This is a genomic window from Xanthomonas sp. NCPPB 1754, from assembly GCF_041475725.2.
GTDB lineage: Bacteria > Pseudomonadota > Gammaproteobacteria > Xanthomonadales > Xanthomonadaceae > Xanthomonas > Xanthomonas euvesicatoria.
In genome coordinates, this window is sequence record NZ_CM192982.1 from 2,478,121 (window position 1) to 2,499,807 (window position 21,687).

At 62.1% G+C, this 21,687-nt stretch carries 25 protein-coding genes and 4 pseudogenes; 13 read left to right on the forward strand and 16 right to left on the reverse strand.

What is annotated here, in order from left to right:
* Positions 1 to 109: 109 nt before the first annotated feature.
* The 7 genes from ACCQ15_RS10820 to ACCQ15_RS10850 all read left to right on the forward strand — a co-directional run bounded on the left by ACCQ15_RS10820 (position 110) and on the right by ACCQ15_RS10850 (position 5,032).
* Positions 110 to 406, forward strand: a complete 297-nt coding sequence (locus ACCQ15_RS10820; protein ID WP_074052432.1) for a hypothetical protein — start codon at positions 110 to 112, stop codon at positions 404 to 406.
* 238 nt (positions 407 to 644) lie between these two features.
* Positions 645 to 884 (forward strand): hypothetical protein, encoded by a 240-nt coding sequence (locus tag ACCQ15_RS10825; RefSeq protein WP_372381510.1) that lies wholly within the window; start codon positions 645 to 647, stop codon positions 882 to 884.
* 135 nt (positions 885 to 1,019) lie between these two features.
* Positions 1,020 to 2,444 carry a hypothetical protein gene (locus ACCQ15_RS10830; RefSeq protein ID WP_372381511.1) on the forward strand — a complete coding sequence of 475 codons (1,425 nt, stop codon included), beginning with the start codon at positions 1,020 to 1,022 and terminating at the stop codon, positions 2,442 to 2,444.
* 1 nt (position 2,445) lies between these two features.
* Positions 2,446 to 2,766, forward strand: a complete 321-nt coding sequence (locus ACCQ15_RS10835) for a DUF2523 family protein (protein ID WP_372381512.1) — start codon at positions 2,446 to 2,448, stop codon at positions 2,764 to 2,766.
* Entirely contained in the window at positions 2,763 to 3,947 is a 1,185-nt protein-coding gene (locus ACCQ15_RS10840) for a zonular occludens toxin domain-containing protein (protein ID WP_372381513.1), read from the forward strand. Before ACCQ15_RS10835 ends, ACCQ15_RS10840 begins: the two co-directional genes overlap by 4 nt.
* Positions 3,944 to 4,624, forward strand: a complete 681-nt coding sequence (locus ACCQ15_RS10845; protein WP_372381514.1) for a TraX family protein — start codon at positions 3,944 to 3,946, stop codon at positions 4,622 to 4,624. Before ACCQ15_RS10840 ends, ACCQ15_RS10845 begins: the two co-directional genes overlap by 4 nt.
* Before the next feature lie 15 nt (positions 4,625 to 4,639).
* Positions 4,640 to 5,032 (forward strand): DUF4124 domain-containing protein, encoded by a 393-nt coding sequence (locus tag ACCQ15_RS10850; protein ID WP_372381516.1) that lies wholly within the window; start codon positions 4,640 to 4,642, stop codon positions 5,030 to 5,032.
* Between the two features lie 36 nt (positions 5,033 to 5,068).
* On the opposite strand, the gene ACCQ15_RS10855 is transcribed toward ACCQ15_RS10850, so the two are convergent.
* From ACCQ15_RS10855 to ACCQ15_RS10890, 8 genes and pseudogenes are all read right to left on the reverse strand, one after another.
* Entirely contained in the window at positions 5,069 to 5,422 is a 354-nt protein-coding gene (locus ACCQ15_RS10855; RefSeq protein WP_372381517.1) for a hypothetical protein, read from the reverse strand.
* 418 nt (positions 5,423 to 5,840) lie between these two features.
* Entirely contained in the window at positions 5,841 to 6,113 is a 273-nt protein-coding gene (locus ACCQ15_RS10860; protein ID WP_078517211.1) for a hypothetical protein, read from the reverse strand.
* A gap of 34 nt (positions 6,114 to 6,147) precedes the next feature.
* Positions 6,148 to 6,474, reverse strand: coding sequence for an SEC-C metal-binding domain-containing protein (locus ACCQ15_RS10865; protein ID WP_139370648.1), 327 nt, complete (start codon positions 6,472 to 6,474; stop codon positions 6,148 to 6,150).
* Positions 6,475 to 6,733: 259 nt separating this feature from the next.
* Positions 6,734 to 7,066: pseudogene (locus ACCQ15_RS10870) on the reverse strand (helix-turn-helix domain-containing protein); the annotation flags it as partial.
* 274 nt (positions 7,067 to 7,340) lie between these two features.
* Entirely contained in the window at positions 7,341 to 7,484 is a 144-nt protein-coding gene (locus ACCQ15_RS10875) for a hypothetical protein (RefSeq protein WP_506187860.1), read from the reverse strand.
* Between the two features lie 163 nt (positions 7,485 to 7,647).
* Positions 7,648 to 7,773: pseudogene (locus ACCQ15_RS10880) on the reverse strand (SEC-C metal-binding domain-containing protein); the annotation flags it as partial.
* A gap of 577 nt (positions 7,774 to 8,350) precedes the next feature.
* Positions 8,351 to 8,677 (reverse strand): annotated as a pseudogene (locus ACCQ15_RS10885) (helix-turn-helix domain-containing protein); the annotation flags it as partial.
* Between the two features lie 21 nt (positions 8,678 to 8,698).
* Positions 8,699 to 9,520, reverse strand: coding sequence for an AraC family transcriptional regulator (locus tag ACCQ15_RS10890; protein ID WP_372381519.1), 822 nt, complete (start codon positions 9,518 to 9,520; stop codon positions 8,699 to 8,701).
* A 110-nt stretch (positions 9,521 to 9,630) separates the two neighbouring features.
* On the opposite strand from ACCQ15_RS10890, the gene ACCQ15_RS10895 reads away from it, so the two are divergent.
* Positions 9,631 to 10,656, forward strand: a complete 1,026-nt coding sequence (locus tag ACCQ15_RS10895) for an alpha/beta hydrolase (protein WP_109291482.1) — start codon at positions 9,631 to 9,633, stop codon at positions 10,654 to 10,656.
* 558 nt (positions 10,657 to 11,214) lie between these two features.
* Here ACCQ15_RS10895 and ACCQ15_RS10900 read toward each other — a convergent pair.
* Positions 11,215 to 11,523 (reverse strand): ArsR/SmtB family transcription factor, encoded by a 309-nt coding sequence (locus ACCQ15_RS10900; RefSeq protein ID WP_033479010.1) that lies wholly within the window; start codon positions 11,521 to 11,523, stop codon positions 11,215 to 11,217.
* 254 nt (positions 11,524 to 11,777) lie between these two features.
* Here ACCQ15_RS10900 and ACCQ15_RS10905 point away from each other — a divergent pair.
* From ACCQ15_RS10905 to ACCQ15_RS10925, 5 genes and pseudogenes are all read left to right on the forward strand, one after another.
* Positions 11,778 to 12,646 (forward strand): annotated as a pseudogene (locus ACCQ15_RS10905) (MBL fold metallo-hydrolase).
* The gene (locus tag ACCQ15_RS10910; protein WP_109291481.1) at positions 12,643 to 13,083 is read left to right on the forward strand and encodes a YeeE/YedE family protein; all 441 of its coding nucleotides are present in this window, start codon (positions 12,643 to 12,645) and stop codon (positions 13,081 to 13,083) included. Before ACCQ15_RS10905 ends, ACCQ15_RS10910 begins: the two are co-directional and overlap by 4 nt.
* Positions 13,080 to 13,511, forward strand: coding sequence for a DUF6691 family protein (locus ACCQ15_RS10915; RefSeq protein WP_109291479.1), 432 nt, complete (start codon positions 13,080 to 13,082; stop codon positions 13,509 to 13,511). Before ACCQ15_RS10910 ends, ACCQ15_RS10915 begins: the two co-directional genes overlap by 4 nt.
* Entirely contained in the window at positions 13,508 to 13,948 is a 441-nt protein-coding gene (locus ACCQ15_RS10920) for a protein tyrosine phosphatase family protein (RefSeq protein WP_109291476.1), read from the forward strand. Before ACCQ15_RS10915 ends, ACCQ15_RS10920 begins: the two co-directional genes overlap by 4 nt.
* A gap of 23 nt (positions 13,949 to 13,971) precedes the next feature.
* Positions 13,972 to 14,733 carry a sulfite exporter TauE/SafE family protein gene (locus tag ACCQ15_RS10925; protein ID WP_081029754.1) on the forward strand — a complete coding sequence of 254 codons (762 nt, stop codon included), beginning with the start codon at positions 13,972 to 13,974 and terminating at the stop codon, positions 14,731 to 14,733.
* A gap of 168 nt (positions 14,734 to 14,901) precedes the next feature.
* Here the strand turns inward: ACCQ15_RS10925 and ACCQ15_RS10930 are convergent, their stop codons facing one another.
* From ACCQ15_RS10930 to ACCQ15_RS10960, 7 genes are all read right to left on the reverse strand, one after another.
* A complete protein-coding gene (locus ACCQ15_RS10930) occupies positions 14,902 to 15,705 on the reverse strand; it encodes an SDR family NAD(P)-dependent oxidoreductase (protein WP_057681763.1) in 804 nt (267 codons plus the stop codon).
* A 53-nt stretch (positions 15,706 to 15,758) separates the two neighbouring features.
* On the reverse strand, positions 15,759 to 17,285 hold the full coding sequence (locus tag ACCQ15_RS10935; protein WP_122272876.1) for a GMC family oxidoreductase: 1,527 nt from the start codon (positions 17,283 to 17,285) through the stop codon (positions 15,759 to 15,761).
* Complete coding sequence (locus tag ACCQ15_RS10940) at positions 17,282 to 18,646, reverse strand: alpha/beta hydrolase (RefSeq protein WP_372381520.1); 1,365 nt, start codon at positions 18,644 to 18,646, stop codon at positions 17,282 to 17,284. The genes ACCQ15_RS10935 and ACCQ15_RS10940 overlap by 4 nt, the downstream gene beginning before the upstream one ends.
* Positions 18,647 to 18,935: 289 nt before the next feature.
* Positions 18,936 to 19,604 (reverse strand): glycosyltransferase family 2 protein, encoded by a 669-nt coding sequence (locus tag ACCQ15_RS10945; RefSeq protein WP_031422796.1) that lies wholly within the window; start codon positions 19,602 to 19,604, stop codon positions 18,936 to 18,938.
* Entirely contained in the window at positions 19,601 to 20,203 is a 603-nt protein-coding gene (locus tag ACCQ15_RS10950; protein WP_031422798.1) for a class I SAM-dependent DNA methyltransferase, read from the reverse strand. The genes ACCQ15_RS10945 and ACCQ15_RS10950 overlap by 4 nt, the downstream gene beginning before the upstream one ends.
* Positions 20,200 to 20,958 (reverse strand): PIG-L deacetylase family protein, encoded by a 759-nt coding sequence (locus ACCQ15_RS10955; RefSeq protein WP_029819476.1) that lies wholly within the window; start codon positions 20,956 to 20,958, stop codon positions 20,200 to 20,202. Before ACCQ15_RS10955 ends, ACCQ15_RS10950 begins: the two co-directional genes overlap by 4 nt.
* The gene (locus ACCQ15_RS10960) at positions 20,946 to 21,464 is read right to left on the reverse strand and encodes an acyl-CoA dehydrogenase family protein (protein WP_218488472.1); all 519 of its coding nucleotides are present in this window, start codon (positions 21,462 to 21,464) and stop codon (positions 20,946 to 20,948) included. The genes ACCQ15_RS10955 and ACCQ15_RS10960 overlap by 13 nt, the downstream gene beginning before the upstream one ends.
* Between the last annotated feature and the right edge of the window lie 223 nt (positions 21,465 to 21,687).

Genomic DNA, 21,687 nt, shown 5'->3' on the forward strand with positions numbered 1-21,687 from the left:
ACGCTCTCCCACGGGGGGGTAGGGGGGGGACATAGCTTGACCCCACAGTACCGCCCGAAATTTGCAGTAGCCCATCCGAAACCACCAATCAAACGAAGAGAACGAAGCCATGTCGAACGCACCCAAAGTCACGATCACCAGCGCTGTCGAGACCCGCACTGTCACCACGTCCAAGGGAATGCAGAAGCCGATTTATAGCCAACGCGCCACGCTCGAAACCGAACAGATGCGCATCCAGATCGAAGTCGAATGCGATGGTCTTGATAAGGGTTACCCCGTTGGTGCTGTCAAAGAGTGGGATCTGGTTACCGACCTTGTTCCCGGCCGTTTCGGCGTCGAACTCGCCCGCCGCATGACGCTCATCGATCCTCAGGCTAGCAAGCCTGCCCAGCGCCAGGCGGCGTAATTCATGGCCACGCCGGAGCCGCTCTACGTTGTTGGTTGTGCTGCCGCAAATATGCAGCAGGACGGCACATGTTCGGTTCCGGTGTGGATGCCGTACCACCAGCCAGTTCTTCCGCCCCTAGATCTGGCCGATGGAACCATTGTCGCGTTTGCCATCATTTCGATGTGGGCGATAGGGGTTAAAGCGCGTCTCGTATTCCGCGCGGCGCGTGTAGGGGTCTACTGAAATGGAGAGAGTTATGAAGAACGTTGTCAATGCAGCCCGTCGTTTCGCTTCGTCCACCGCCGGCAAGGTCACTGCCGGTGCATCCACCCTGGTTGCATCGGGTGCAGCCTTCGCAAGCGGCTCTGGTTCGCCTGGTGCTGCCATCGCCGGTGAACTTGCTGGGGGTAAGACCGATATGGGTTTGGTCATCACCGCCTGCGCAATTCTCATTGGTGTGGTCATCGTGTGGTGTTACATCAAGCGTGTGAAGTAAGCCTCGCGTCGGGTTGTATCGCCAGGGGCGCGCGGAAACGTTCGCCCCTTTTATCTAGGTGAAAGGGGGAGTTATGGGCTACTTCGTGCTGATTGGATTTCTCGGTTGCGCGTGGCTCGCGTTCGAGGGGTTGTGATGCGGTGGATCGCTAGCATCTTTGCGCGCGCATTTGTTCGGCGCATTGCCTATGTCCTCGCCGCACTCGTGCTTGCATGGTGCGGTGTCGGCCGTGCTGAGGCTAAGGAGTATGAAACTCAAGGCGCCGCTTATACAGGATGCATGGCCGCCACGCGCGCTTATCTTGACGCTCGAAATACACCGAAAAGTGATAGCAACCCTCGTTGCGTCATCTTGGTGCCTGGCAACAAATTTTATCAGGGCCTGTTCGACTACAAGCCTTGCGACACATGTCAGCCATATGAGGTTGAGGTGGATCGCCATAGCTGGCTGCAGGGGTGTGAAAGCGTTCCGTCCTCCGTCACGCAATTTCTTCCGCCTACTGGATCTACGCAATGCTGGAACGGTTGTGAGGTGAAGTATCGCCAGAACGGCGACGATGAAACTAGTACTCGTTCGCCCACAGGCGCTACGTGTGGGGACGACTACAAAGGCAAGTGCCCTGCCGGCTCGTTTTGGAACGGCTACATGGGCGTTTGTCAGCCTATCGATCCGCCTTGTCCAGCAGGGCAGGTCAAGCAAGATGGCGTTTGCAAGCCCGAGAATAAATGCCCTCAGGGCATGGTTGCTGTTTCACCGTCGACACCCGGTGCCGTCGCTTCTGGCGCGTTGTACTGCGCGCCCGAAAAGGAGGAATGCCCCCCTGGCACCATTATGAGTCCGTCCGGCAAGTGCTTGCCAGGCGAGGGCCAGTGTGCGTCCGGGGAAGCACCTGGCAAAGACGGTACTTGCAAGAAAGATGCGGATGGCGACGGTGAAGGTGACGAGGAAGGCGAGGGCGATGGCGAGGGTGGTGAAGGCGAGAAGGATGAGGCATCGGGTGGCGAAAGCTGTGAGACCCCGCCTACCTGTAGCGGTAACGCTATCCAATGCATACAGGTGAAAATTCAGTGGCGCATCGATTGCAACACGCGTCGAGCACAGAACATCAGCGGGGGCAGTTGCGACGCTGTGCCGGTATGCACTGGCAAGGCCTGCGATGCAATGGAATACGCGCAGTTGATGCAGCAGTGGCGCTCAACGTGTGCACTCGAAAAGCTCGCCAAGGGTTCCAACCCAAGTGGTAATTCAACTGACAAAAATGGCAACGGTGTTGCCGACGCGCTTGAGGGTAGTGGCAATGTCACCGATCCCGGTGATGGAAAATCCGATGTTGATGGCGCAAAGCGCTTTGGTCTCGGTGTCTCAACATCGAAGTTGGATACGGAAAATATCTTCGGCAATTCGTCGTGCCCGCAACCGCCTAGCTTCACCATCAGAGGCACCACGATTAATGGCGCTGATTTCCCATATTTCTGTCAGGCGGCTGCGATCTTGCGCGCCCTTATTCTGATGTATGGCGCTTATCTGGCAATCCGAATTTTAATGGGCTGGGGGTTCTGACATGGGTATGGTGTGGGAGTGGATCACTAAGGGTGTTCTTTTTTTGCTGGGCAAGCTCAAGGATGTTGCCGCCGGCATCGTGGGAAAAATTCTAGGCACGTTTGGCTTGACGCTGGTGTCATTTGAGGCTGTTCTGCCGAGGTTGAAAGAGCTCATCACCACAAATATCTCCGGCCTTGACGGCCCTGCAGGGCAGATGCTCGGCTATCTCGGTATCGGCACTGCTATTTCGATGGTGCTTTCTGCGCTCACCGTTCGCATGACTTGGAAGGTTTTCCTAGTACCCAAAAGCGTGGCGGATACCTTGGGAGCAAACCAATGATCTATTGGTTTACCGGGCAGCCTGGTCATGGAAAGACCCTGCACGCCATTGAAAAATTGCTGGAATACAAGGATCAGGGGCGCATGGTCTTCGCATGCAACATTCGCGAATTCGATTATTCAAAGACCGGCGTGCTGGAGATGACCCCGGAGCAATTCCGCGACTGGCCCAACTTCATGCCAGACGGTTCCGTCGCCCTTGTCGATGAGGCTTATGAACACGGCATGCTGCCTAAGCGCCCTCCTGGCTCTAAGGTGCCGCATCACGTCGAGCAGCTCGCAAAGCATCGTCATCGCGGTTTAGATTTCATCTTTGTTAGTCAGTCACCCGACAAGCAATGCGATCAGTTCGTGCATGATCTGATTGAGCGCCATGTGCACGTGCGTCGTCGCTTCGGCACGAAGTTTGTTCACTTGCGCGAGTTCGATCGATTTGAGGCAAGGCCGGAAAAAGCTAATGCTCTGATTGTTAGGCGCAAGAAGTTGCCCACGCGTCCCATGGGCACATACAAGTCCACCGAGCTAGACACCACTGAGCGAAAGATTCCGTGGTACTACATCGCGCTGCCCATCCTCTTGGTAGCGGCTGTGGTCATGATGTATGTCGCGTTCGGCAGGATGGGAAACAGGCTAGGCGGCGAGGCGATTAAGCCAGACTCAAACGCCGCGCAGGCGCAAGCTGTCCCACGCGACGGAGCGTCAGCGACGGCGCACGGGACAGCGCCCGCCGCGAAGGCGATGACTTCTGCCGAATACGCCAAGCGCTTTTTGCCGCGTATCCCGTCCGAGCCGTGGAGCGCACCTGCATATGATGACAAGTTGTCGCTGCCGAGTGAGCCGCCTCGCTTGTTTTGCATGTCTTCGCTCACTGGTAACAACGCGAGTGGAAATCGAATGGGACCAACGTGCACCTGTTTGACCGAGCAGGGCACGCAATACGTGCTGGATCAACAAACCTGTCGCTATATCGCTCGACGCGGCCAGTACGAGCCATATCGAGCACGTCGCGATGATCGCTATGTTGATGGCCCAACACAGATTGATCGTGGTTTAGAGAGCATCGCCGAGCGAGGTCAGGGCGGCACAACCATTGATCGTGGTAACCGTCATCAGGGCACGTTCCCTGAGTCTCCTGGCTACACCACATCCACTAGCGTGCCGGCGACAGGCATTCAGCTATGACCAGCAGCGGCCGGGAGTTGCTCAAGTGGATTGCTGTCATTTGCATGACCTGCGATCACGTCGCCACCATCTTCTATGGTGGCCACGTGCCTATTCTCTCCCAGCTTGGCCGCATCGCATTTCCATTGTTTGCAATGGTCATGGCCTACAACCTGGCGCAGGATCGTGTGGACTATGCGAAGTCAGTCCGGCGCCTGGCAATCTGGGGTTTGATCGCTCAACCGATCCACGCCTGTGCGTTTGGCGCCTGGTTGCCGCTCAACGTCCTTTTGACGTTCTGCCTTGCTGCCTGCCTTGTCTGGGCCGCAGATCGTCGCCAGTGGCCGCTGGTGTCCGTTCTAGCTCTTGTCGCGCCTGTCCTTGTCGATTACCAGTGGGTTGGCGTATGGCTGGTATGGGCGTTTTGGTGGTGGTTCAAGGACCGCGGCCGTCTGGTAAATATCTTCTACTGGTATGACCCATACAGCACCTTGCTGCATGTCAGATTGCCGCTGTGGATTTCGCTTGCTATTGGCCTTCTTTGCCTCTACAACGGCAACGCCTGGGCACTCCTGGCCATCCCGCTCGTTGAGCTCGGTTATCGCCATTGGAAGCTGCCACGCACACGTTGGGCCTTCTATGGCTATTACGTCGGGCATCTTGCCCTTCTATCTGGTCTCGCTATGATTCCCATCTAACTTGGGGAGTAGGGCATGGACGCTAGATTTCTTGTGCTTTTCTTGGTCGCGGTGTCTATTCCCGCCCAAGCTCAGTACGTCTACAAGTGCCGTCAACGCGGCCAGGTCGTCTATCAATCTGAGCCGTGTGTTGCCGTCACCCCTGAAAAGGTTTGGGAAGCAGCACCAGTTCCTGAGCAGAGTAATGCCGAGCAATGGCGGCTCTATCGCATCCGCAAGCAACTTGACCGCCGATATGCCGCCGATCGTTCTGCCGCTTCTGCTGCCTACGTGCCTAGTTCCCAGTCTGGTAATGCATGTGAATCGGCCAAGCGTGGCCGTGCTGCTGTCTATGAGGCCGCAGGTGTGCATCGAGATTTTGCTCTGTCGAGTCACTGGGATAACGCGGTACATGACGCTTGCAAGTGACCGGGGTGTAGGGGCATAGCCCCTACGGATAACGCCTTACCCCGCGATGCGTCCGAAGTGGCGGTCTCGCCATTCGCCAAGATCCACGACGACGACCTTGACCATCGACTGCTGAACCGCCTTGCGCTTGGCGTTCCTCCTGCGGACCGAGTCCCGGATGTCGCTGGCATTGGCATGCCAGAGCAATCCACGTAGCCGGCGCTCAGGGATTCGCTCGCCATTCGGTGCAACCAGGTCGCGGCCAGCCAGGCGCCAGCCAGCCCAAGGGCCTGTCAGTTCTACATGGTTGGTGACCACGCGCCGATGCAGATCGGCCGCGCAGCTGTTCGGGCATTGCGTTCCGACTGGCCAGCACGGTGGGCGGCGATCGAGGTTGTAGGTGTCGCTCATGCTGCGATCTCCTTATCCGATGGACCTCGCGACGGTAGCAGCGAGGTGATCCACAGCCAGAGAAGACGGCCGCGCAACCTCAATGCGGCCTCAAGCCGATTTCGCATAATGTATATTATGTCCGACTCGGTTCTGTGGCTTCATACGCGTGCCGCCTCCAACGCGGCCCTGAGTGCTGCCGGTGGTTGCTGCCACCGGCAAGAATTGCCCTGATAGGCAGTAAAAAACGGGTCAGCAGTCGGGTTACCGCCCGGCCCTGACCCGCACTCTTGCGCGGCTCCAGCCGCTAAGTGCAGAGCGGCGCATCCATGCGCCATATCCGCAGGGGCGCAGCCCCTGCACCCCACAAGCAGCCACACCGCGAATATCGCCGAGGCCGCTGCAATTCGGAACTGGTCAACGGACACGGGTGCCACGCTCAGGCTTGCTCTGCGCGCCGCAGGCGCGCACCCGCATGCCCAAGCGCCGCACCCTGCACACTATGACCATGACCGCCACGCCGCGCGATCAGCGATAGCTCACGGCGGTAGTAGCCGATGAAGGTGTCAGCGGTCTCAAGCATTGAGGCGAAATGGATCTTTTCCTCAACAGTTGTAGGACGTTCGGAGCGCATTTGCTCAATAACGTCGCGCATCTCATAAGCCCGAGCCAACGCCGACCGCAGGTATTCCGGATCGGATTGGCGTTTCACAGCACACCCCCGGCATTTCGTGACGCGTCACAATTTAGGTCCACTCCGGATGGCAGTGCTTGGCCTTGCGACCACTGCCACATGGGCAATCCTCGTTCCGCCCAACCTTGGCCTGAGGACGCTTCACCGGAGTGACGACAGGAGCGTCCCATTCGGAAACCGCCGCCGATGCTGGGCGCGGCTTGGGCTTGGGCGGTGTCACAGGGCCGGAAAGTTCCTTCCGGGTCCGCTTCACCTGTTCCGAGACAGCGAACAGGATGTAGGCGTTGAGGGACACCCCCAACAACGCAGCCTGCGCCTTGGCTTCCTCCACTACGTGCATCGGGAGCCTCAAATTGATCTTGTGAATGGCGTCTGTCATGGGGCCATTTTGGCCCCATTATGGCCCCATGGCAAGCATAAGGATAAGCAACGCGAAACCCTTGATACAGCTGGGTTTCGCTGGGGCGCGTGTCACTTGTTTTATAATGGACAAGCCCAAGGCGCGCCCCGGCTTCGCCGGAACGCGCCTGGATGGCGGCAAGTTGATCGCGGAGAGCATCACGCTCACGCATGAGCGGTCCCATGCATTCAGCGCGACGGAATAGCAGCGAAAGCCAGTCAAGATCGGTGGCGCGAATCTCACGCCCCTCAGCAGTCACCAGAGCCCCACGATGGTTGATAAAGCACCTGGACCACTCCGGGTGGATCAGAGAGCCATGGCGGTACACGCGTAGGAGCTTGAAAGCGGCATAGCTCGGCCGAGCCCTGCCCGTCTCCCAATGACCAATGGTTCGAACGCTGACGTTGAGGAACCGCGCTGCGTCTTCCCGAGTGAATCCACTAAAGATTCTGGCGTCGCGGAACTGTGTGTTGCTGATTATAGAACGATGCGCAGATTTGTATAACGACCCTTTGCGGGAAGCCTTTGCTGCGCTCTGTATATTATGTCCGACTCGGTTCTGTGGCTTCATACGCGTGCCGCCTCCAACGCGGCCCTGAGTGTTGCCGGTGGTTGCTGCCACCGGCAAGAATTGCCCTGATAGGCAGTAAAAAACGGGTCAGCAGTCGGGGTACCGCCCGGCCCTGACCCGCACTCTTGCGCGGCTCCAGCCGCTAAGTGCAGAGCGGCGCATCCATGCGCCATACCCGCAGGGGCGCAGCCCCTGCACCCGACAAGCAGCCACACCGCGACTATCGCCGAGCCGGCTGCAATTCGGAACTGATCAACAGACACGGGTGCCACGCTCAGGCTTGCTCTGCGCGCCGCAGGCGCGCACCCGCATGCCCAAGCGCCGCACCCTGCACACGATGACCATGGCCGCCAAGCCGCGCGATCAGCGATAGCTCACGGCGGTAGTAGCCGATGAAGGTGTCAGCGGTCTCAAGCATCGAAGCAAACTGCACCTTCTCAGCGACGCTGGTAGCTCGCTCCGAGCGCATTTGCTCGATAACGTCACGCATCTCATAAGCGCGCGCCAGAGCCGACCGTAGGTAGTCCGGATGCGATTGGAGTTTCACAGAGCACCCCCGGAATTTCGTGACGCGTCACGATTTAGGTCCACTCCGGATGGCATTGCTTGGCCTTCTTGCCACTGCCGCACGGGCATGGCTCGTTGCGCCCCACCCTGGGCCTGCCAGGTGGCGTAGACATCAAGCGAGCAACACTCGAAGGAACGGGCGGCTGAGCTTCCGACGGCAAGGCCTGTTTGATTGGCCTTGCAGGCTTGGGCGGTGGCTTTACCGACTGCATGCCATTGCTGAGGGCCACCGGAAGGTAAGTCCGAAGAACCAGGATCGCAGCAGTGTTGAGGGGCACACCCAGAGAATCGGAATACTGCTGCAGCTGGGCTTTGAGGTCGGGAGGGAGGCGAAGATTCAGCCGTTCCCGAGGAGTTTTGGTTGATTCGCTCATGGTGCCAGTTTGGCACCACTTCTGGGCCAAAGGAAGCAAAACTGAGGTCTCTGAATCCACTGACTCCCCTGTTAGACGAGGGGAGTCTTCCCGAAGCAGCCCAGGCAACACGAGAATCACACGGAAACCATTGCAGCGCAAGGGTTTCGACGCAGGACAACCCCCGCTTCGCAGGGTCGTACTGCGCCGCCCCAAGTGTCATAACGGTGCCGTTTTGGCACCACTTTGGCGCAGAGTGCGCAACCGAAAGGCTTTTGATGTGTTCCTTAAGAGCATCGCGCTCACGCATCAAAGGCGTCATGCATTCCGCACGCCGGAAGAGCAGAGAAAGCCAATCGAGATCTGTAGCCCTAATCTCGCGGCCCTCAGCGGTAACAAGAGCGCCACGATGGTTGATGAAGCACTTCGACCAGGCCGGGTGAATCAAGGAGCCGTGTCGATACACACGAAGAAGCTTAAACGCGGCGTAGCTCGGCCGAACCCTGCCCGTCTCCCAGTGACCAATGGTCCGAACGCTAACGTTGAGGAAGCGAGCTGCGTCTTCCCGAGTGAATCCGCTGAAGATTCTAGCGTCGCGGAACTGTGTGTTGCTGATTATAGAACGATGCGCAGATTTGTATAACGACCCTTTGCGGGAACCCTTTGCTGCGCTCTGTATATTATGTAAAATCCCATGACTGGTCTGGAGCCGTCACAAGCTAGATTTCAGCCACATCCGCGGCGAGTGCCCCACTTGCGCCTTGAATGCACGCGAAAGCGCTGCCTCGCTGGCGTAGCCCACCTCGTCGGCCAGTTGCTTGAGCGGCCGGCCCTGGCGCAGGCCGCGTTGCACCAGCGCGATGCGCCAATTCTGCAGGTACTGACCTGGAGTGCAGCCTACCGTGTCGTGAAAGCTGCGGGCAAAGGCGCTGCGCGACATGCCGGCACGGGCGGCCAGCGACTCCAGCGACCAGGGCTTGGCGGGATGTTCGTGGATGCCGACCAGGGCCAGGCGCAGCCGCGCGTCGGCCATGCCGGCCAACATGCCGCCCTTGGCGTGGCCTTGCTCTATCAGTTCGCGGATCACGTGCACCAGCACCACTTCGAAGAGCCGGTTGAGCACTGCCTGCCGCCCGCAGTGCTGTGCGAAGGCTTCTTCGAACAAGGCATGCACCAGCACAGCACCTTGGCGCAGCGCTTCCAGCGGCAGGCAAATGCACGCAGGCAGTGCGCGCACCAATGGATTGGCCGCGCCTCCGCTGAAACTCAGGTGCGCGCAGGCAAAGTCGGCTCCGTGCACCGGGTCGGTGTCGAAGCGGTGCGCAAGTGCGCGCGGATACAGCAGCAAACTGGGCCGGTCGATCTGCAGGTGGCTGCCGTCGCCGTTGTGGACCACCACCGCGCCCTGACGGATCAGGTGCAGCTGGCCCCGGTCGCCACTGTCGAGCTGGTTGATGCCGCACAGCGCGCCGGCATGGAAGACCTCGGCGGTCACCGAGAAATGGCTCAGCAAGGCGGCTAGACGGTCGACCAATTGGACTCCAGGTAAAGTTTCATGGACGATTTGCGGCCTATCGTATCGCCTTGACGCGCAAAGTCACTCCTGTCGCCGGCGCCCTGCCCGGCTTGTCCAGGAACCGCATCATGAAGACTCCCCTCGCCCTTATCGCCACCACGCTGCTGGCGGCATCGGTTGGCACTGCTGTCGCGGCCGCACCCAGCGACCAGCCGGCGCCATTGCGCCCGGTCGCAGACTTCCTCAAGGCGCTCAACAGCGGTGGCGGCACGCCGATCGAGCAGCTGAGCCCCGCGCAGGCGCGTCAGGTGCTGACCAACGCCCAGGCCAATACACCCCTGCCGGCGGCCGATGTCAGCCGCAAGACCATCCAGGCCAACGGCAAGCCGCTGAACCTGGTGGTCGTACGGCCGCCGCATAGCACTGGCCAGGTGCTGCCGGCTTTCATGTTCTTCCATGGCGGCGGCTGGGTGCTGGGCGACTTCCCGACCCACGAACGCCTGATCCGCGACCTGGTCAATGCCTCCGGCGCAGCGGCGGTCTACGTCGATTACACGCCCTCGCCGGAGGCGCGCTACCCGGTGGCGATCCATCAGGCCTATGCCGCCACGCGTTGGGTTGCCGAACACGGCACGGAGATCGGCGTGGATGGCCAACGCCTGGCACTGGCCGGCAACAGCGTCGGTGGCAACATGGTGGCGGCAGTGGCGCTGCAGGCCAAGGCAGCAGGCACGCCGGCACTGCGCTACAACCTGATGCTGTGGCCGGTCACCGACGCCGCGTTCGACAATGACTCGTACCAGCGCTACCAGAGCGGCTACTTCCTCAGCCGCAACATGATGACCTGGTTCTGGGACAACTACACCACCGACCCCAAGGCCCGCGCCGAGATCACTGCTTCGCCACTGCGTGCTACCGCCGCCCAGCTGGAAGGCTTGCCGCCGACCCAGATTCAGACGGCGGAGCTGGACGTATTGCGCGATGAGGGCGAAGCCTTCGGTCGCACGCTAGATCAAGCAGGTGTCGAGGTGACCGTGACGCGCTACAACGGGCTGATCCACGATTACGGCCTGCTCAATGCGCTTCGGGACGTACCGGCAGTCCGTGATGCGATTCGCCAAGCCGGCGATGGATTACGCGAACACCTGAAGTAAGCGCGATAGCGGAATGGCTCTGTGGCCGCCGCATCCGCAGTTGGCCCGGCCGGTAGACGATGGCAAGGAACCTGTGAACTGTCAGGAAGGAAACCGTGACTGAGCCGTGCCACGTTTCAACGTGCCAACTCGTCCAGGGCGCGGATGACCCGTGCCGAGTGCAAGCTGGTGTGGATTCAACTTCATCGATCCGCGATTGCAGTCATCGTTGATGTTGAAGGTGCGGAAGCGGCGGCCAGGCCATGAGGCGGCGTCGGACATGAAGTCTGCCTGCCAGGTGTGGTTCGCCGCTTGCGGGATCTCCAGCGGCGCGGATGCGATCAGGTCGCCGACGCTTGCCGCGACATGGAAGAGTGAGGTTCAGCGCGGTCTGGACCCGCCAGGCACGGTTTTTGCCCCGACCCCGCGACCGCCACGCCGACTCCATCGGCAGGTCAAATCCGTGTCCGGGGTCGTCCGTCAGATGCGCCTGGATTACGGCGATGAGCTAGCCAGCGTCGCGCGGCGCGGCGCGGACGGCAATGCTGCGCAGATCGGAGCAGCTGCATCCATAGCGCATTACTCAGGGACGCGATCGCCATGGTCATCCTCCGCACAAAAGATCGCATGCATGGCGCTCAGCAAGGCTGCCACTTTTGGGTCGGCCAAACGATAAATGATGGATCGAGATTCGCGGCGAGTCAGGACCAACTGCCGCTGACGCAGGTCGGCCAGTTGCTGGGACAAGGCGGGCTGCCGAATGCCTGTCGTCGCTTCCAGGCCACTGACGGTGGATTCGCCTTGCGATAACTGGCACAGCAACAGCAGGCGTGACGGTGTGGCCATGAAACGGAGCAGCTCGGCCACGTCTGGGACGCGCTCCTTCATGGCGGCAAGAGCATCGGTGGAGAAAGCGGATTCGGTCACGAGGCGTGGGGACTGCGGATCAGGAATGTAGAGGGTAACGGCTAGGCACTGCGGCTGAACGAAAACGGCCAGCGCCAATCTGATAGTTGCACAGTATAAGTAACTATGAGATTGTTTCCTTACTCCTTCTCGACGCTGCCATCGTGAGTCATCCAACACGCGACACCTGCCTGGCAGCGGCCTGCGCTGTCGTGGAAGACACCCGCTCCGGTCGCATGAGCGCGCCGCACGTGGCGACATTCTTCGACCCGGTGACCTTTACCGCCAGCCACGTGGTCCGAGACCCTGGCTCGTCGGCCTGCGCCATCATCGACAGCGTGCTCGACTTGGACATGGCGTCAGGCCGAACTGCGACCGGTTCGGCTGAAGCGCTTGCGCACTACGTGCGTGACGAGGCGTTACAGGTGCAATGGCACCTCGAAACACACGCCCATGCCGACCACCTGTCGGCTGCGCCGTGGCTGCAGCAGCAGGTGGGCGGACAGCTCGCCATCGGCGAGCGCATCACGGCCGTGCAGCAGACCTTTGGCAGCCTTTTCAACGTCGGCAAGGAATTCAGCCGGGACGGCAGCCAGTTCGATCATCTGTTCGCCGACGGCGCAGCATTCACGATCGGGCATCTGCACGCAGTGGCGCTGCATGTTCCCGGACATACGCCCGCATGCATGGCTTACCTCATCGGCGATGCGCTGTTTTTTCAGGCGATACGTTGTTCATGCCGGACTACGGCACGGCGCGCTGCGATTTTCCGGGCGGCTCGGCACGCCAGCTCTATCGCTCCATCCACCGGCTGCTGAAACTGCCCGATGCCACGCGTGTCTTCGTCTGCCACGACTACAAGGCCGCAGGCCGGGACCATTTCGCATGGGAAACCACGATTGGCGCGCAACGCAGCGCGAATGTGCATCTGCATGCAGGCGTTTCCGAAGCGGACTTCGTGAAGATGCGCGAGACACGCGACGCCACGCTTCCCATGCCGCGCCTGCTGCTTCCATCGGTGCAAGTCAACATGCGCGCCGGTCATCTGCCCACGCCGGAAGACAACGGCGTGCGTTATCTGAAACTGCCATTGGACGTGCTATGACGCTCCCGCACCTCGCCTGGTATTGGCCGCTGATTGGTGGGCTGATGATCGGCACCGCCTCTGGCGCGTATTTACTGCTGGTCGGCCGTATCGCCGGCATCTCCGGCCTGCTCGCCGATGCGCTTGGTCTGCACGCGGGCGGCGCACGCTCGCTGTCCATCCTGTTTCTGGCCGGGCTTCTGACAAGCGCAGGTGTGGCATTGGCGCTCAAGCCCATCACGCTCGCGCCGCTGAGCGGCTCCAGCATGCCGGTGCTGATCGTGGCCGGCGTGCTGGTGGGCTATGGAACCCGTCTGGGTGCCGGCTGCACCAGCGGGCACGGAGTGAGCGGGCTGGCAAGACTGTCGCCGCGCTCGATCGTCGCCACCGCCGTGTTCATGCTGCTGGGCATGGCAACAGTGACGGCCGTGCGGGCTGTCGCTGGAGCGGGCACATGATCCGCGTGGCGGCTTTTCTCTGCGGCGCCTTGTTCGGGTTGGGCCTGGTGATTTCGGACATGGCCAATCCTGCACGCGTGCTTGCCTTCCTCGATGTCACCGGTGCCTGGGATGATTCGTTGGCCCTGGTGATGGCAGGCGCGCTGATCCCTTCGGCCATCGCCTACCGATGGGCGCGCGCACGCCGCACTCCCTTGCTCGCCCCGACATTGCAGCTGCCGCAGCAGCGGCGAATCGACCGCAAGCTGGTAATCGGTGCGGCGCTGTTTGGCATTGGCTGGGGTCTGGCCGGGGTCTGCCCTGGTCCCGCCATCGCGCTGTTGGCGACCGGCCAGGCGTTCGCCTTGGTGTTCGCTGCCTCGCTGGTGGCAGGCGTCTTCCTCCACAGCTTTCTCCATCGCGCCGGCGCGGGAAAACACGTCGCATGAAACTGCGATCGCTTTCGCCTGCCCTGCTGGTGGCCGGCCAATTGTTGCCTGCCGATCTTCCTGCCCTTGCCAGCCTGGGTGTCGCCAGCGTTGTCTGCAACAGGCCAGACAACGAGCAGCCGGATCAACCCGATCATCTGACCATGCAATCGGCCTGCGCGCAGGCGGGCATGCGTTTCGCTTATCTGCCCGTTGTCGCCGGCGCCATTTCGGAGGACGACGTGCAGCAATTTTGCGAAATGCTGGAGCAACTGCCCGCGCCCGTCGTCGCGTATTGCAGGACGGGAACGCGCTCGACGTCGTTGTGGGCGCTGGCACAAGTCCGCACCCTCGGGCTCACCACAGACCAGGTTCTGTCGATCGCCGCCGGCGCAGGTTACGACCTTTCCTCACTCGCTCCGCGTCTCATTCGCGACGCGCCATCCAGTCCTGAGTAAATACCGGTCATGCAAACCCTTTATTGCTGCAGCTCGTGCTGGGCGGGCTTTCCGGCGTGTTGGTCGGCTTCGTGCTGGGACTGGTCGGTGGCGGCGGCTCCATTCTCGCTGTCCCGCTGATGCTGTATCTGGTCGGTGTGGATAATCCGCATGTTGCCATCGGGACCAGTGCATTGGCCGTCGCTGCCAATGCGCTGTCCAACCTGTTCGTGCATGCCCGCCGTGGCAATGTCAGGTGGCCGTGCGCCTCGGTCTTCGCCCTGGCCGGCGTTGCCGGCGCCTACCTTGGTTCGAGTCTGGGTAAGGCCGTCGACGGACAACGGTTGCTGGCGCTGTTTGCGGGATTGATGGTGGTGATTGGCCTGCTGATGCTGCGCAAGCGCAACGCGCAAGAGAATGCGGCTGCGCGCATCAGCAAGGAAAATGCACCCGCGTTGGTCGGGCTGGGAACGCTCGCTGGCGGATTTTCCGGCTTCTTCGGCATCGGCGGCGGTTTCCTGATCGTGCCGGGCTTGATGACCGCCACCGGGATGCCAATGTTGGCCGCGGTAGGCGGCTCGCTGGTGGCGGTGTCTGCCTTCGGTCTGACCACCGCGGTGAACTACGCGTACTCCGGGTTGGTGAACTGGCCACTGGCTGCCGCGTTCATCGTTGCCGGCAGCGTAGGTGGCATGGCGGGAGCACATGCTGCAGCGGCGCTAGCCGGGCATCGGGGATTGCTCAATAGCGCATTTGCATGCCTGATCTTCCTCACTGCGGGCTACATGTTGTGGCGGGTGATCTGACCGGTTGTCGTCTCATCTGACAGCCCCACGCAGCTCCACCATCGGTTCGAGAGCGGCCACCGACGATCTGCCCCGCCCTCGCCAATTGCACGGGGATTTGCTTGGATAAGACATGCAGCAGGACGGTTGGGCAATGCACGTGCTTGCCGCTGCACAGCGCCGCCCGCCTCAGCCGGCGATGGTGAATACCGAGCCCGAGTCCACGCGCACGCCGGCGCCGTTGATGAAACTGGCGCGCTCCGAGCACAGGAATGCGACGACGGACGCCACTTCCTCCGGCCGGCCGCGCCGCTTCAGCACCATGCCCGGGCGTTCTTCATCCAGGAACGAGGCGATGGCTTCTTCGACACTGGTTCCGTTTTCTTGCGCGCGCTTTTGCATCATCTTGTCGGTCATCGGTGTTGCGATGAAGGCAGGCGACACCGTGTTGACCAGCACATTGTCGGCGCCATAGGCCTTTGACAGCCCCTTGGCCAGGCTCAGGATGCCGGCCTTGGACGCGCAGTAGGCCAACTCATCCACGTACGGCTGCACTGCATCTTCGGACGCGAACAACACAATTCGCCCCCACTGCTTGCGACGCATGGCAGGAATGGCCTGGCGGCACATGCGCACCGCGCCCATCAGGTTGATGTCCAGCGTTTCGAGCCAGCCGGCATCGCTGACCTCCAGGAAATCGCCGGTGGCGCCGGTCACGCCGGCGGCGTTGACGTAGATATCCGGTTCCCCCAGTTGCGCGCGCACCTGGGTCCAGATGTGGGCGACATCCTGTTCCTGCGTCACATCGCCTTCGACGGCGATGATCTCGCCCAGGCCGGACAGCTCGGCCACTGCCTGGTCGAGCGTGCCGTTGGGAAGATCGGTGATCGCCACGCGCACGCCGGCTTCGAGCAGCTGGCGCGCAGTCTCCTTGCCCATGCCGGAGTCGCCGCCGCTGATGAGGGCGATCCGCTGTTTGATTCCGAGATCCATGTTGAGCTCCTGGTCGTTGAATACGTGATGGCGCAGTGCTGGCGCAGCTACCGCTAGCGCGCAAGGAAACGTTCTGCGGTGCGCAGCGCGAGTGCCATCTGGGTCAGTGCCGGATTGGCTGCCAGTGCGCTGGGAAACACCGAGTTGTCGCAGATGTAGAGGTTCGGCACGTCGAAGGTGCGGCCATCGGGATCGACCACGGCCTGTGCAGGATCAGTCCCCATGCGGCAGGTCCCGAGCGTGTGGGCCGAGCGCGCAGCCGCAAAGATGTTGCGGGCGCCAGCGGCTTGCCAGATCGATCCAAGCACTGCGCGCGCATGGGCGTCGATGGCCTGCTCATTGGGGCCGTAACTGAAATCGATGCGCGCCTTGCGCTGCCCGAAGGCGTCCCGTTCGTCGGACAAGGTCAGGCGATTGGCGTCCTGCGGCAGGCATTCGCCATTGATGCCGATACCGGCCAGGCGGTTGTAGCGCCGCAGCGTGGCGACCAGGTCCCTGCCCCACAGGCCGGCACCACGCGCCAGCGTGTTCGCCAGCGTGATCGGCTGCACGCCCAGGCTCTGCACCAGATAGCCGCCAATGAAGTTGGCGTCGGCCGGGCGCAGCATGTCTTCGCTAATGAGCGAAGACGGGTAGCCGCGATTCATGCGCATGTCTGTGTCGAACTCGCCCCACACCTGGGTTGCCACATGCGCCATGAAATTGCGGCCCACCTGCCCGCTGGAGTTGGCCAGCGCCAGGTTGAGCAACAAGCGCGGTGTCTCCACACCCCCTGCGCACAGGAAGACGGTGCTGCAGCGCTGGCGATACTCCTGCCCATGCTGGCGGTAGATCACCGCGGTCACCGCGCTGCGGCCGTCGCATTCAAGATCGACCACCCGGCTGTCAGTGCGCAATTGCGCACCATGCGCCCTGGCCAGCGGGAGCCATGTGGTGTCCACGCTCACCTTGGCGGCGTTGCTGCAGCCCTGGTGACAGGCACCACAGTTGTTGCACGCCGCACGTTGGCCCCAATGCGCCTGCTGATGCGGCCTGGTGACCAACGCGGCGGGTGCATCGGTGGTCCGGATGCCAAGCGCGCCGCAACCGTGCGCCATGGCCGTGGCCGACGCATTGCGTTGTGGTGGCCGATACACATAGCTGCGCTCGGGGTCCCACGGGTAGTGCACGGGACCGGAGACCCCGATGAAGGTCTCCACGCGACGAACGTAAGCGACCAACTCATGGTGCGGGATCGGCCAATCGGCGCCCTGCCCGGTCTGGGTCAGAAGGCTGAAATCGCGCTTGTCCGGCCGCGGGCAGAACGCGCCCCAATGCAACGTCGAACCGCCCAGTCCGCAGCCCGAATTGTTCGGCCCGAACGCAGTGGGCGTTTGCCCACCGCTCAGACGCTCCTCCATCCAATAGATGCCGGTGGTCAACTCATCGGGAATATGCGAATCCGGCGTAAATGCCGCGCCGGCTTCCAGCACGACAACCGAGACGCCGGCTCGCGCAAGCCGCGCCGCAAGCGGGCCGCCCCCCGCTCCGCTGCCGACCACCACCACATCGACACTGTCCTGGCCACCCGCGTTGCTCATTGGGCAGTCTCGGGCACACGCAATTGCCAGTGCTCATCGCGGCCCGCTGCCGTCTCTACATAGCCGACGGGGCCACCGCCCGTGTCGTTGCCGACCGCAAAACCGTCGTAGCCCAGCGCGGCCATGGTGGCGGGAAGGCTGGTCCAGGTGCGCGCCACATCCGCACGTACATCCTCGAACCAATGCGCAAATTGCCCAGCATCCAGGCCGTGCGCAGAGGTATTGCCCACCACCGATTGCGTGATCTCCTGCAGCCAGCGGTCCTGGTCCCTGGCCGACTGTTCGGCAAAGCCGCCGGCCAATGCATCGAGTGCATCCAGGCCAAGCGGCATCGCCAGGCGATCGTTTGGCAAGTCTGCGTACCGCCAGCCATCTCCCGTGCCTTCTGCAAGCTGCAGGTCGATACGCCGCGCAATCTGCGCCGCATCGCCCGCGCCATCCAGCACGCGTGCAGCCACGGCGGCGAGCACGTTCAACTGCCGCGGGTTCAACACGCCCTCGTCCGAGGCCGGCGGCCCCGCGTGCCGCGCGAGCAAGGTCTTGCGCATGCGCGGCGCAACGCGCTCGGAATTCAGCAAGGCAATGAAGTCCTCAGGCAAGCAGTTCTCAATGCAGCGGTCTACATGCGTTGCGATCAACCGCGCCAGTTCCTGCGGCTGTTCATAGGGAATCAGATGCGCGGCGTCGGCCACGATGGCGAACTGCGCATGCGCATAGTGCGGCGCATTCAGGCGCCGCTGCGCAGCCTCACCTAGATCACCATCCTGGCTGCCCGCGACAATCAGTGCCGGCACGCCGATGCATCCGGTCTGCGCCGTGCAGTCTTCGCGACTGCCGTGTGTGAGCCATGCCATCCATGCACTGGGTGCGGTGCGCAGAACGTCGTTGATCGCAGCGTCCCTGATTTCATCAGGCAGCGGGCAGGCGCAGTTGGCATCCACGAACTGCGCTGCCTCCACGCGCGCAGGCTGCCCTGTTTCGAACCAGGCAAGCATGGTGCGCCGTCGCGGTTCCTGCATCGGTTCGGGGGCTGGCGGTGACGCGGCAGCCAGCACCACGCCAGCCAGCCCGGCAAGGCCCGCCACACCGTCGCGTGCCCGGGCCGCCGTCAAGGTAGCGATCTTTCCGCCCATGCTATGCCCCACTGCAAACCAGCATGCTGGTTGCCGCCTGATGACTTCAGCGCTAAACCAGTCAACAAGCGCGTTCGTGTCGAAGTGGTCCAGCGCAGGTGCATCGCCGAATCCTGGGATGTCCAGGGCAATACAGTCGAAGCGGCTACCCAACTGCGCGATGACATGGCTCCACTCCTGTCGGCTGGCGCCGAGCGCATGCAGGAAGAACAGCGTTGGCTTGGCCATGTCGCACCTTGTGAGTCGGTTCGGCATGGTGGCGTACGCTTCGTCCACGCCCCGTGCAGATGAGGTCGACAGCCGGTCAGCAGGTGTCAGGCGCTGGGCCGCGACATGCCGTGGTTCGACTGCGGCGATGCCGCGGATGCGCTTCAAGTCGCTGGTCTTGCCAGGCCGTAGCCCTGCAGTCGTTGAAGCGAAGACACGTTTTAGCTAAAGCGCATCTGCTTGGCGAATCGAAGACATGCGGCATGGCCATGACATCTTGCAAAGACGGCCCAAAGCGTTGCGTTACCGACTACGCAGGCACGCAGGTCGAGGCTTCCAGCTGCTTCAAAAAATCCGAGAATCCGCCAATTGCCCGTGCCTGCCTGCGGGCACTGGTCCACACCACCGAGCGTGGCGACCAGGCGATTGACGCGTTGATCGCCTGCAGCGCGTGGACCAGCGCAACGTCTTCGCTGCAGGTCAACGCAGAGAACCCACCGCATTGTTGATAGAGGGCGGTGCTCACACCGAGGTTGGCGCCGTGAATGCGGCCATGACCTTGCCCAGTTGCCTGGGTCTGTTCGAACCTGCAACGCACTTCATCGGAATAGTCCAGCCAGTCCTCCACCTGCACGACACCGCAGAACACGTCCGCGTCGGCCCTGCGCTGTTCCACCAGCCAATCGGCCGGGACGCGCGAATCAGCGTCGGTCACGGCCAGCCAATCGGCGCCCAGTGCAATGGCCTTTGAGGCCGCGGCGGCCCGTGCGATGCCGACGCCGCCGGGCACGGGTACGTCGATCACGTGCGCGCCCAACGCCAGTGCCAGCTCTGCTGTTGCATCCGTGCAACGGTCCACCGCGACGATCACCTCCACAGCCTCGTGCAGTTCGGGGTGCGATGCGGCGAGAAACACCGATGCAAGGCAGGCGGCCATGCACTCGGCCTCGTTATGTGCCGGAATGATGACGGCGATCATCGCAAGCCTTCGTGCTGTGCCACCGACAATGGCTGCGCGGTCCACGCTTCCAGCAGAAAATCGCTGTCTTCATAGCGATAACTTAGCGGCAAGGTGAGCCGTCGGGCAATACAGGCATGGACCGCGATGCCATCTTGCTGTGCCTGTTCGAAAGGATGCTTCCAGTGGCAGGCCACCAGCAGTCCCTCCGGCGTAAGCGCCTGCTGCAGACGCTCGATCAGCTCGTCGAGTTCGGAGGCGGCGAGGTAGTAGCCGATCTCGCTCAGCACGATCAGATCGAAACTTCCCACCGGCCAGTGCTGCGGATGGCAAGCCTGCACGATTTCGACATTGCTGCGCTCCCCCACGCGTTGCTTGGCGTGGTGTACCGCGGCGGCGGAGATATCGGTTGCCAGCAAGCGCTCGCAGCGGGCAGCGAGCCCACAGGTTGCTTCGCCGTTGGAACACCCCAGCTCCCATCCCCGTGCAAATCCCTGCCGAGGCAAGGTTGCCAGCAGGATGTCGCGTTTGCGTTTTTCGTACCAACGTGTCCCATAGCCGAAGGGATCTTGCTGCTGGTAGATGCTGTCGAAATAATCGGCGTTGGCCTGGGCGTTCATGGGAGATAGACCTCGAAGTCGCGCCGAAACCTCGCCAGCGCCCAGTCGGGAAGGATGGGGTTGCGCAGCGCAGGCGTGACGTGACCGGTCTGCGTCTTGAACGCGGACATCGCCTGCAGCTTTGCAACGTGAGCATCGGCAGAAAGCACCAGACGCGTGGCCGATGCCAGCATCTGACTGTGGTCGGGGTCGTCCCAATGCCATGCCCATATCGGAAACTGGATCAACCGCGCTCCGCATCGTGCAACTGCGGCACTCGCTGCATCTGCGCAGGCTTCGTGATCGGGGTGGCCATCGCGCGCATACGTCACCAGCACCACGTCGCGTGGTTGCAGCAGGTCGGCCAGCCGTGTACCAAGTGCGTCAATTCCGGCACGTACCTGGCCATCTCCCGCATCCAGCCTGACGATGCTGGATGGATCGATACCCAGGCACGCCAGCGCGTCACGCAACTCCTCACGACGCGCAGCTGCCAGCCGCGCGGGCGGCCATGCGTCGTCCTGCGGATAGGCGGCTTCGCCATCGGTCACGGAGATGATCAGGACCTGCCTTCCCGATGCGATCGCCATCGCAAGCAGCCCGCCACACCCCAGCACCTCGTCATCCGGATGCGGGGAAACCACCACGACACGTGTGGCGGTGCCCAGTAGCTGGTCGAGGCTGCTGGTGAGCAGCGCATTCAACTGGCTCGATGCACGCCAGCGCTGTTCGCTGATGCCTTGCCCTGCGATCTGCTCGCCCCTCACAGCCGCCATGGGTTGACCTCGCGTGCATGCAGTTGTTCCCCCAGCCACTGCTCGTCTTTTTCCCCGTGGGATTGGCGGATGAAGGCAGCCAGGTCGGCGCACCGTTGCGCGTGCGCGGCATCGCAGCACAGCGAGGCAGGCCCCAGGGCCAAGGCGGCGCGTTCGATCACGTCCCGGCTGACGCGGTCCATCACGCTACGTAACCGAATGACAGGCAGTTGATGGCTTTGGGTTGGAGCGTCGTCGATCGTTTTGGCCAGGTCCTGCAGCATCAGCCGTGCACCCGTCAGCCGTTCGTCGATGGCGCCCAGGTGTGCTGCGGCAAAAGGATTGTTTGCCACTCGTGGCGAGCGGCGGACATGCTCGGCAATGGCTGCGGCGGCGCCATACCAGCAGGCCGCGATGCCCGCCCCGCCATGCCAAAAACCCGGCCGCTGCAAATAGAATTCCGGCGCACCCAGCAAACGTGCCGGCGCATTCGCGAAATGGACGTTGCCAGTTGGAATGCCGAGCATGCCTGGTCCGTGCCATTGACTTGCATCAAGCTCGAAGCATCCTTGCCTCAGCGTCACCGCGGCAAGCGGCTGCCGATCGCCGTTTCGGACGGTCACCAAGGCGTGCGTCACAACGTCCAGCTCCGCGCTGCACCACGGCTTGATACCGGACACCGTGCTTGAGCTCGCTTCGTACGCCACGGTGTCATGCGGCCCGCCCGCTGCCCACACAGCCCACACCGCT

Coding starts and splice junctions, on each gene's coding strand:
- ACCQ15_RS10820 (WP_074052432.1), top strand. CDS start 110: ATGTCGAACGCACCCAAAGTCACGATCACCAGCGCTGTCGAGACCCGC.
- ACCQ15_RS10825 (WP_372381510.1), top strand. CDS start 645: ATGAAGAACGTTGTCAATGCAGCCCGTCGTTTCGCTTCGTCCACCGCC.
- ACCQ15_RS10830 (WP_372381511.1), top strand. CDS start 1,020: ATGCGGTGGATCGCTAGCATCTTTGCGCGCGCATTTGTTCGGCGCATT.
- ACCQ15_RS10835 (WP_372381512.1), top strand. CDS start 2,446: ATGGGTATGGTGTGGGAGTGGATCACTAAGGGTGTTCTTTTTTTGCTG.
- ACCQ15_RS10840 (WP_372381513.1), top strand. CDS start 2,763: ATGATCTATTGGTTTACCGGGCAGCCTGGTCATGGAAAGACCCTGCAC.
- ACCQ15_RS10845 (WP_372381514.1), top strand. CDS start 3,944: ATGACCAGCAGCGGCCGGGAGTTGCTCAAGTGGATTGCTGTCATTTGC.
- ACCQ15_RS10850 (WP_372381516.1), top strand. CDS start 4,640: ATGGACGCTAGATTTCTTGTGCTTTTCTTGGTCGCGGTGTCTATTCCC.
- ACCQ15_RS10855 (WP_372381517.1), bottom strand. CDS start 5,422: ATGAGCGACACCTACAACCTCGATCGCCGCCCACCGTGCTGGCCAGTC.
- ACCQ15_RS10865 (WP_139370648.1), bottom strand. CDS start 6,474: ATGACAGACGCCATTCACAAGATCAATTTGAGGCTCCCGATGCACGTA.
- ACCQ15_RS10875 (WP_506187860.1), bottom strand. CDS start 7,484: ATGCTTGAGACCGCTGACACCTTCATCGGCTACTACCGCCGTGAGCTA.
- ACCQ15_RS10895 (WP_109291482.1), top strand. CDS start 9,631: ATGAAGACTCCCCTCGCCCTTATCGCCACCACGCTGCTGGCGGCATCG.
- ACCQ15_RS10900 (WP_033479010.1), bottom strand. CDS start 11,523: ATGAAGGAGCGCGTCCCAGACGTGGCCGAGCTGCTCCGTTTCATGGCC.
- ACCQ15_RS10910 (WP_109291481.1), top strand. CDS start 12,643: ATGACGCTCCCGCACCTCGCCTGGTATTGGCCGCTGATTGGTGGGCTG.
- ACCQ15_RS10915 (WP_109291479.1), top strand. CDS start 13,080: ATGATCCGCGTGGCGGCTTTTCTCTGCGGCGCCTTGTTCGGGTTGGGC.
- ACCQ15_RS10920 (WP_109291476.1), top strand. CDS start 13,508: ATGAAACTGCGATCGCTTTCGCCTGCCCTGCTGGTGGCCGGCCAATTG.
- ACCQ15_RS10930 (WP_057681763.1), bottom strand. CDS start 15,705: ATGGATCTCGGAATCAAACAGCGGATCGCCCTCATCAGCGGCGGCGAC.
- ACCQ15_RS10935 (WP_122272876.1), bottom strand. CDS start 17,285: ATGAGCAACGCGGGTGGCCAGGACAGTGTCGATGTGGTGGTGGTCGGC.
- ACCQ15_RS10940 (WP_372381520.1), bottom strand. CDS start 18,646: ATGGCCAAGCCAACGCTGTTCTTCCTGCATGCGCTCGGCGCCAGCCGA.
- ACCQ15_RS10945 (WP_031422796.1), bottom strand. CDS start 19,604: ATGATCGCCGTCATCATTCCGGCACATAACGAGGCCGAGTGCATGGCC.
- ACCQ15_RS10950 (WP_031422798.1), bottom strand. CDS start 20,203: ATGAACGCCCAGGCCAACGCCGATTATTTCGACAGCATCTACCAGCAG.
- ACCQ15_RS10955 (WP_029819476.1), bottom strand. CDS start 20,958: ATGGCGGCTGTGAGGGGCGAGCAGATCGCAGGGCAAGGCATCAGCGAA.
- ACCQ15_RS10960 (WP_218488472.1), bottom strand. CDS start 21,464: ATGCTCGGCATTCCAACTGGCAACGTCCATTTCGCGAATGCGCCGGCA.